Raw genomic sequence first — 8,573 nt, forward strand, 5'->3', positions numbered from 1 at the left:
GGGGGGGGGGGGGGCGGGGGGGGGGGGGGGGGGGGGCCGCCCCGGGGGGGGGGGGGGGGGGGGGGGGGGGGGGGGGGGGGGGGGGGGGGCCCCCCCCCCCCCCCCCCCCCCACCGACGGTCAGCTCGCGCCGAGGTCCTGCAACGCCTTGGCCGCGCCGCGGTGCAGCGGCACGGGGTCGGTCTTGCGGGCGGTGTCCAGGCTGATGCCCTTGGCCGCCGGGTTGGCCTGGGCCAGGGCGTCCTTCTTGTCGAACACCGTCCGGGTGATCGCGCAGGCCACGTCGGCGTTGAGGTCCTTGCGGACCAGCAGCACGTTCGGCACCACGATGGTCGGGGTGTCCGCCGACGTCTTGTAGACGTCCGCCCTGATCGTGCCCGCCTGGTACGCCGGGTTGAGTTCGGCCATCTTGGGCAGCAGCGGGGTGATGTCGATGAACTTCACCTTGTCGCCGGCCGTGGTGAACAGGTCCGTCACGCCGCCCGTGGGCACCCCGCCCGACCAGAAGAAGCCGTCGATGCTGCCGTCCTTGACGCCCTCGACGGTCTTGGTCAGGTCGAGCCGCTGCGCCTGGATGTCCTTCGCCGGGTCGAGGCCGGCGGCCTCCAGCAGGCGGTTGGCGATGACCTCGGTGCCGGACTTCGGGGAGCCCGTGGAGATCTTCTTGCCCTTCATGTCGGCGACCGAGTTGATCCCCGCGTCGGCCCGGACGACGACCTGCGTGTAGTTGTCGTAGATCCGGGCGAGCGCCTCGACCGGCTGCGGGGCGGTGAAGGTGCCCTTGCCCTGCACCGCGTTGACCGCCGTGTCGAACAGCGAGAAGGCCACGTCGTACTGGCCGCCGACGAGCTGCTCGATGTTCTGCACCGAGGCGCCGGTCTCGGCGGCGGTGCCGCTCAGCTTGCCGTCGGTCGCCCCGGAGAGCTGGCCGGCGAGGGCGTTGCCGACCACGTAGTAGACGCCCGTGGCGTTGCCGGTGGCGATGCCGACGCGGGTGCTCTCGGTGACCTTGCAGGTGATCTCACTGGCGGCGTCGTCCTTCGTGGCGCCGTCCTGACGGCCCCCGCAACCGGCGGTGCCCGCCGCGACGAGCGCCAGCGCACCCACCCCCGCGGCGATCCGCACGTTGATCCGTCTCACTGTTTCTCCTCCCCATGGTTCACCGGTTGACCTGCTGGCGGCACGCCGGTCGGGCCGGCGGTGCCGCGTCTGACGAGCACACCCGCCACCATGACGGCAGCCAGGACGGCGCCGACCGCGACGGGTACGGGTTCGAGCCAGAGCAGCGTCAGCCCGGCGAGGGCGCCGAGGACGCGCTCCGGCGTGCCGGCCGGGCCGACGCCGGGCAGCCAGCCGCCCGCCGCCACCGCCAGCACGGCGACGCTGAGGGCGGCGACCACCCCGGCCACGGCGATCCGCCGCGCGCCCCCGATGCCGAGCAGCCCCAGGCCGGTCGGCGTGACCACGAAGGCGAGCGGGATGAGGTACGCCGGCAGGGCGTACCGCAGGGTCTGCCACATGGTCGGCACCAGCCGGCCGCCGGTCACGGCGGCGGCCGCCACCGCGGCGAGCGCGGTCGGCGGGGACGCCTCGGACAGGACCGCGAAGTAGAAGACGAACATGGCCGCGGCCGGCGCGGTGACGCCCAGGTCCAGCAGGGCCGGCCCGATGATCACCCAGCCGATCACGAACGACGCGGTGACCGGCACGGCCAGCCCGAGCAGCGTCAGGGCGACGGCGGCGAGCAGCGCGGTGAGCGCCAGCACCACGGCCGGGTCCGAGCTGACGGCCTGCGCCCCGCTGACCAGCAGCGCGGCGGCCTGCGGGCCGAGGCCGGTCTTGGTGGTGGTGGCCGTGATGATGCCCGCCGCGGCGCAGACCGCGCTCACGGCGAGCACCCCGCGCACGCCGGCGCTCAGGGCGGCGAGCAGCCGGGCGGGGGTGAGCCGGTGCCGCCGGTCCAGGAAGGACAGCGCGGCGGCCAGGACGGTGGCCACCACCACGGCACGGGTCGCGGAGAAGCCCACGGCGAGCAGCACGACGATCGCGAGCAGCGAGAGGAAGTGGTAGCCGAACCGGCCCAGCAGCCGCCAGGGCGAGGCGGTGTCGAGCACCACCGGGCGCACCCCCGAGCGCCGGGCGTCGATCTCCACCGCCAGCAGGATGCCGAGGTAGTACAGCACCGTCGGGACGGTCGCCCAGCCGAGCACCTGGAGGTAGGACACGCCCAGGTATTCGGCGATGATGAAGGCCGCCGCGCCGAGGGTGGGCGGGGACAGGATCGCCCCGACGCCGGCCGCGGCGAGCATGCCGCCCGCCCGCTCCGGCGGGTAGCCGGCCCGGCGCAGGACGGGCCAGGTGACCGCGCCGATGCTGACCGTCGTCGCCGCGCCCGAGCCGGAGACGGTGCCGAGCAGGAACCCGGAGGCGACGGCGGTGCGCCCGGCGGCCGTCCGGGAGCGCCGGAAGGCGGCGGCGGACAGCTCCACGAAGAACCGCCCGGCCCCGGAGAGGTCGAGCACCGCGCCGTAGATGGTGAACAGCACGATGTACGTCGCCGCGACGTCGAGCGGGGTGCCGAAGAAGCCACTGTCGGAGTTGTAGAAGGCGTCGACGAGCTGACCGAAGTCGAGGCCGGCGTGCGCCACCGGCCAGGACTGGGGCAGCAGACCGCCGTAGTAGCCGTAGCCGAGGAAGACCAGGCAGACGGCCGGCAGGATCCACCCGGTGGTGCGCCGGCACGCCTCCAGCAGCAACAGGAGCAGCACGGTGCCCATGGCCACGTCGACCCCGACCAGCAGGCCCTGCCGGTCGAGGAAGGCGTCGTACCCGCCGCCACCGGCGCCCAGGGGGACCGGCAGCACCGGGTAGAGGCAGCTGACCAGCGCCGCCGCGGCCAGCACCCAGTCCGCCACGCTCGGGCCGCCGCCCTCGACGCGGTTCCCGACGTCGGGCGGGCCCTCCCCGTCCGGCTGTCGTGCCCCGCGCCGCGGTCGCCGGGGCAGTCGCAGGTTCGCCGGGTACGCCAGGAAGACGATCGGCAGGACGCCGGCCAGGAAGATGATCAGGTAGAACTTGCTGCCCTGCGGGAGCGGCCGGAACACCTGCCAGAGGGCGAGCAGCGCGACCGCCAGCGTCGCGCCGGTGACGAGGACGCCGACCGGCCCGGAGAGCACCCGTCCCGGCTTCTCGTCCTCGAACTGGGCGGCCAGGTCCCGCGGATCGGGCGTATCGCCGTCGGGATCCGTCCGATTCGCCGGCTCTGACGGCAGCGGCACCGGGCCGTCGTCCATTGTGGATCCTGAGGTCACGGAAGGCGGCTGCGGGGCGGAATCGCCGGAGGAACGTACTGGTGACACGGTGGGGCACGATACGCGAATTGCACACCCCAGGGAATATTGCTGATCATGATTGCGGTCAGTAATGGTGTGCAGTGGACAATTACCCAGAGGTACCTGGTCGAGGTCGCTATTGGCCGAAATGTGAATGAGATTCGGCGGAAATGCGGATTGTTGTAAGCCGTTTGAATCCGTGTTGTCCACTATGGGTCCGCCGCTTGCGGCGGGTCGTCCGACCGACCGCCGACCACGCGGACACGCTCCGCCGCCGACGGCGCGTGACGCAGGGTGATCTCGTTGCTCTCCGTGCAGACCTGCTGGTCCAGCCGGGTCGCGTCGGGGCGCTGCCGCACCTCAACCGGCGGCGCGCCGCGGTGGCGGGCTCGGGCGTCACGCCCCGGCGAATCCGGTGGGAGGTGTCGGACCGGGCGGTTAGGGTCGGACGGTGACCACGGCTCAGCCACTCATCCGGGCGAGAGGGCTCGTGAAGCGGTTCGGCGACTTCACCGCCGTCGACGGCATCGACGTCGAGGTGCGCGCCGGTGAGGCGTTCGGCTTCCTCGGCCCCAACGGCGCCGGCAAGTCCTCCACCATGCGGATGGTCGGGTGCGTCTCGCCGCCCAGCGGCGGGGAGCTGCGCATCCTCGGCCTGGATCCGGTCCGCGACGGGCCCGCCATCCGCGCCCGGCTCGGCGTCTGCCCCCAGCTCGACAACCTCGACCCCGAGCTGACCGTCCGGGAGAACCTCACGACCTACGCGCGCTACTTCGGCATCCCCCGCCGGGTGGCCCGGGCGCGCGCCGCCGAGCTGCTCGACTTCGTCCAGCTCAGCGAGCGGGCCGACAGCAAGGTCGAGCCGCTCTCCGGGGGCATGAAACGGCGGCTCACCATCGCCCGCGCGCTGGTCAACGAGCCCGAGATCGTGCTGCTCGACGAGCCGACGACCGGGCTCGACCCGCAGGCCCGGCACCTGGTGTGGGAGCGGCTGTTCCGGCTCAAGCAGCAGGGCGTCACGCTGGTGCTCACCACGCACTACATGGACGAGGCGGAGCAGCTCTGCGACCGCCTGGTCGTGATGGACGGCGGGCGGATCGTCGCCGAGGGCTCGCCCCGCGCGCTGATCGAGCGGCACGCCACCCGCGAGGTGGTGGAGCTGCGGTTCGCCGCCGAGTCGCAGGAGGCGTTCGCCGGCAAGCTCGCCGGTCTGGGGGAGCGGGTCGAGGTGCTGCCGGACCGGGTCCTGCTCTACGTCTCCGACGGCGACGCGGCGGTGGCCGAGGTCGGCGCGCTGGGGCTGCAGCCCGCCAACGTGCTGATCCGGCGCAGCAGCTTGGAGGACGTCTTCCTCCACCTGACCGGCCGCACCCTGGTCGACTGACCGGGCGGAGCGCTCCCGCCCGCGACCGGGCCGGCCCGCCCGGCGGGATGCGGCAGCGGTGACGGCTCCGTAGCATCGGCGGGCCGGTGGCACCCGCCTGTCCGGTGACGAGCGCGGGGGTGTCATGTCGAGGTTGCAGTTCCAGTCCCGGCACCAGGCCGGGTTGGGCGCGCTCTACCTGGGCGTCACCGCCACCATCTGGTTCAGGGTGCCGGCCGCCGACCCCCCGCTGCGGGCTCTGCTCGTCGTCGGCAGCGGCGCGGCGCTGCTCACGGCGGTGGCCGGCGCGGTCGTCGTGGCCCGCAGCCGGAAGGCCACCGTCGCCGCCCGGGACCGCGCCGCCGACCGGCGTCACCTCCTGATCGTCGCCGCCGAGTTCGCCGCCGCCGCGATCGGCGCCGCCATGCTCGGCCTCGTCGGCTGGTCGGAGTTCATCCCCGTGCTGGTGTGCGCCGTGGTGGGGCTGCACTTCTTCCCGCTCGTGCCGGTGCTGCGCGACCCGCTGCTGCGCCCGCTCGGCGCCGCCATGTGTGCCGTCGCGCTGGCGGGGCTGGTCACCGCGCTCGCCTCCGGGGTGTCGGCGGGCCTGGTCGTCGGCACCGGCGCCGGGCTGCTGCTGCTCGGCCACGCGGTGCTGTCCCTGCTGCGCGCCCTCCGCACCCGCTGACCACCCCGACCGGCGGCACGCGCTGATCGCGGGCGGCGCGTGTTGACCCGCCGGGCTGGCGCGCGCCGGCTGCCCGGCGAGGGCGGGCGCTTCGGTCGCGACGTCTTTCTCCTGTCCGCCCTTCGCCCTCCGCCTTTCTCCTGCCCGCCCTTCTCCGTCCGCGTTCTTCCTGTCCGTGTCGACAGTGTTCGGTGCGAAACGGGGCGACAGGGCGCGCGGTCCGCCGTAGGGTGGCCCCCGGTCTGTCGTACCTCCCGGGTAGGAAGGCCGTGGTGGACGCGGAGCGAGGCGAGGTGGTCACGTGAGCGTGGCGCAGCAGGCCCGGCCGCCGCTGCCCCGGGTGCCGGCGCTGGCGGTGCTGGCGCACCACCTGGTCGGCTACCGGCGCACCTGGCGGGCCGGGCTCTTCTCGTCCTTCCTGCTGCCGGTGCTGACCGTGCTCGGGTTCGGGGTCGGCGTCGGGGCCTACATCGACCAGGGCGTCGGCGGGGTGCGCTACCTGGACTGGATCGTGCCCGGCCTGATCGCGTCGACCGCGGTGCAGACGGCGATCGGCGAGTCGACGTGGCCGGTGTTCAGCAACTTCCAGTGGATCAAGACCTACTTCGCGCAGAGCGCGGCGCCGTTGCGGGTGGGCGACATCCTCGGCGGCCACCTGGCCTTCGTGCTGTTCCGGGTGCTCACCACCATCGCGGCGTTCCTGCTGGTGACGGGGCTGTTCGGGGCGCTGCGTTCGCCGTGGGCGGTGGCCACGCTGCCGGTGGTGGCGCTGCTCGGCCTCGCCGTCGCCGCGCCGACCTTCGCGTACGCGGCGGTGGTGTCCAGCGACAGTTGGCTGGCGATGCTGCTCCGCTTCGCGGTGATCCCCATGACGCTGTTCGCCGGGGTGTTCTTCCCGGTCGAGTCGCTGCCCACGGCGCTGCGCTGGCTGGCGTACGCGACGCCGTTGTGGCACGGCGTCGACCTGTGCCGGGCGGCGACGCTCGGCACCGCTCCGCAGTGGTCGGTCGCCGGCCACCTGCTCTACCTCGCGGCCTGGGCGGTCGCCGGCTGGCTGTTGGCCCGCCGCGCGTTCCGTCGCCGGCTCGTCGTCTAGGAGGGGTCCTGTGGTCAGTCTCGTCCTGCCCCGACTGGTCGACGTCTCCGCCGCGTCCCGCCGGTCGGCGTCGGTGGCCGAGCGCAACGTCGCGGCCCTGAGGTCCGTCTACTGGCTGCTGCTCCTCTCCGGCTTCGTGGAACCGCTGTTCTACCTGCTCTCCATCGGCGTCGGCGTGGGCGCGCTGGTCGGCGACCTCACGCTGCCCGGCGGGGAGGTGGTCACGTACGCGGCGTTCGTCGCGCCGGCCATGCTCGCCTCGTCGGCGATGACGGGCGCGCTGTCGGAAACCACGTTCAACTTCTTCGGCAAGATGAAGTACATGAAGCTGTACGACGGGGTGATCGCCACCCCGGTGCAGCCGTTCGAGATCGCCCTCGGGGAGCTGGGCTGGGCGATGCTGCGGGGCGGGGCCTACTCGGCCGCGTTCCTGGTGGTGATGGTGGCGATGGACCTGACCACCGCGGCCCGGGCCCTGCTCGCCTTCCCCGCGGCGGTGCTGGTCGGCTTCGCCTTCGGCGCGCTCGGCATGACGGTCTCCACCGTCATGCGCAGTTGGCAGGACTTCGACCTGATGGGCTCGGCCCAGTTCACCCTCTTCCTCTTCTCCGGCACGTTCGTCCCCGCCGAGGCCTACCCGTCCCTGCTGCGCTGGGTGGTCGAGGTGACCCCGCTCTACCGCGCGGTGCACCTGATCCGTGGCGTGTCCGTGGGCACGGCCGGCTGGGCGTGGGTGCTCGACGTGCTCTACCTGCTCGCGGTGCTGGCCGTCGGTCTGCTGGTGGCTTCGCGCCGGATGGGCAGGTTGCTCTACAGGTAGGTGGTTAACCGTCGCCGCTGGCGGGGCATGTCGAGGGGACACAAGCCGACCAGAGGGAGGGGCGATGGCCTCCGACGAGTCTTCCGCCCGCAGCGGGCGCGACCGTGACGATTCCGGGGCCGTGGCCGCCGGCCGGGTGGGCGGTGACCGCAACGACCGAGGTGCCGGCACCGAGCGGCACCGCTCCGGGCGTGGCCCGGTCGGGCCCGACGAGGGCCCCGACAGCCCGGCCGAACTGCCGGGCGCCGGGTGGAAGGCGGCGCTGCGGCGCACGTTCCGTGAGTTCCAGGACGACAGCCTTACCGACTGGGCGGCGGCCCTGACCTACTACGGCGTGCTCTCCATCTTCCCCGGCATGCTGGTGCTGGTCTCGATCCTCGGCCTGCTCGGCCCGCGCGCGACGCAGGGCGTCAAGGACACCGTCAACGAGGCCGTTCCCCAGGAGAACATCCGGCAGATCGTCGAGGGGGCGATCAACCAGGCGCAGCAGAGCGGCGGTTTCGCCGGGCTCGCCGCGATCCTCGGTCTGTTGGCCGCGTTCTGGTCGGCGTCCGGCTACATCGCCGCGTTCATGCGCGCCTCCAACACGATCTACGACGTCCCGGAGGGGCGGCCGATCTGGAAGACGTTGCCGATCCGCATCGGGGTCACCGCGGTGATCGGCGTGATGCTGCTGGCCAGCGCGGTGATCGTGGTCTTCACGGGTGGCTTCGCCGAGCAGGTGGGCGAGGCGATCGGGCTGGGCTCCACCGCGGTGACCGTGTGGAACATCGCCAAGTGGCCGGTGCTGCTGCTCCTGGTCAGCCTGATGTTCGCGATCCTCTACTGGGCCTCACCGAACGCGCGGCACGGCGGGTTCCGCTGGGTCAGCCCGGGGGGCGTGCTGGCCGTGGTGATCTGGCTGGTGATCTCCGGCCTCTTCGCCCTCTACGTCACCAACTTCGGCTCGTACAACAGGACGTACGGGGCGCTCGCGGGTGTGATCATCTTCCTGATCTGGCTCTGGCTGAGCAACATAGCGATCCTCCTCGGCGCGGAGTTCGACGCCGAGTTGGAGCGCAGCCGCGCCATCGAGGCGGGCCACTCGCCGGACGAGGAGCCGTACGTCGAACTGCGCGACGACCGCAAGCTCAGGAAGAAGCGCAACGCGGCCGGCCGCCGCTGACCCCGCCGCCCCGTAAACCGCCGCGCCCCCCGGGCCCCCCCCGGCGCGGGGGGGCCCCCCGGGCCCCCCCCCCCCCCCCCCCGCCCGCCGCCGGCGCCCCCCCCCCCCCC

The 8,573-nt window shown here is 73.3% G+C and carries 7 protein-coding genes; 5 read left to right on the forward strand and 2 right to left on the reverse strand.

Going from position 1 to position 8,573, the window contains the following annotated elements; all coding sequences use genetic code 11:
• Positions 1-119 precede the first annotated feature (119 nt).
• Both ACGF7U_RS04665 and ACGF7U_RS04670 read right to left on the reverse strand, forming a co-directional pair.
• On the reverse strand, positions 120-1,139 hold the full coding sequence (locus tag ACGF7U_RS04665; protein WP_393102960.1) for a TAXI family TRAP transporter solute-binding subunit: 1,020 nt from the start codon (positions 1,137-1,139) through the stop codon (positions 120-122).
• Positions 1,136-3,292, reverse strand: a complete 2,157-nt coding sequence (locus tag ACGF7U_RS04670; RefSeq protein WP_393102962.1) for a TRAP transporter permease — start codon at positions 3,290-3,292, stop codon at positions 1,136-1,138. The genes ACGF7U_RS04665 and ACGF7U_RS04670 overlap by 4 nt, the downstream gene beginning before the upstream one ends.
• A gap of 490 nt (positions 3,293-3,782) precedes the next feature.
• On the opposite strand from ACGF7U_RS04670, the gene ACGF7U_RS04675 reads away from it, so the two are divergent.
• The 5 genes from ACGF7U_RS04675 to ACGF7U_RS04695 all read left to right on the forward strand — a co-directional run bounded on the left by ACGF7U_RS04675 (position 3,783) and on the right by ACGF7U_RS04695 (position 8,463).
• On the forward strand, positions 3,783-4,715 hold the full coding sequence (locus tag ACGF7U_RS04675) for an ABC transporter ATP-binding protein (RefSeq protein ID WP_393102964.1): 933 nt from the start codon (positions 3,783-3,785) through the stop codon (positions 4,713-4,715).
• Between the two features lie 124 nt (positions 4,716-4,839).
• Positions 4,840-5,382: a hypothetical protein gene (locus ACGF7U_RS04680; RefSeq protein ID WP_393102966.1), complete on the forward strand. Its 543-nt coding sequence runs from the start codon at positions 4,840-4,842 to the stop codon at positions 5,380-5,382.
• A 301-nt stretch (positions 5,383-5,683) separates the two neighbouring features.
• Entirely contained in the window at positions 5,684-6,478 is a 795-nt protein-coding gene (locus ACGF7U_RS04685; RefSeq protein ID WP_393102968.1) for an ABC transporter permease, read from the forward strand.
• A 10-nt stretch (positions 6,479-6,488) separates the two neighbouring features.
• Entirely contained in the window at positions 6,489-7,298 is an 810-nt protein-coding gene (locus ACGF7U_RS04690; protein WP_393102970.1) for an ABC transporter permease, read from the forward strand.
• 64 nt (positions 7,299-7,362) lie between these two features.
• Complete coding sequence (locus ACGF7U_RS04695; protein ID WP_393102972.1) at positions 7,363-8,463, forward strand: YihY/virulence factor BrkB family protein; 1,101 nt, start codon at positions 7,363-7,365, stop codon at positions 8,461-8,463.
• Positions 8,464-8,573: the final 110 nt, after the last annotated feature.

The sequence above is a fragment of the Micromonospora sp. NPDC047670 genome, from assembly GCF_043204915.1.
Lineage (GTDB): Bacteria > Actinomycetota > Actinomycetes > Mycobacteriales > Micromonosporaceae > Micromonospora.

Bases quoted from the DNA above. Each gene is read 5' to 3' on its own strand.
- ACGF7U_RS04670 (WP_393102962.1), bottom strand. From the start codon at position 3,292: ATGGACGACGGCCCGGTGCCGCTGCCGTCAGAGCCGGCGAATCGGACG.
- ACGF7U_RS04680 (WP_393102966.1), top strand. From the start codon at position 4,840: ATGTCGAGGTTGCAGTTCCAGTCCCGGCACCAGGCCGGGTTGGGCGCG.
- ACGF7U_RS04695 (WP_393102972.1), top strand. From the start codon at position 7,363: ATGGCCTCCGACGAGTCTTCCGCCCGCAGCGGGCGCGACCGTGACGAT.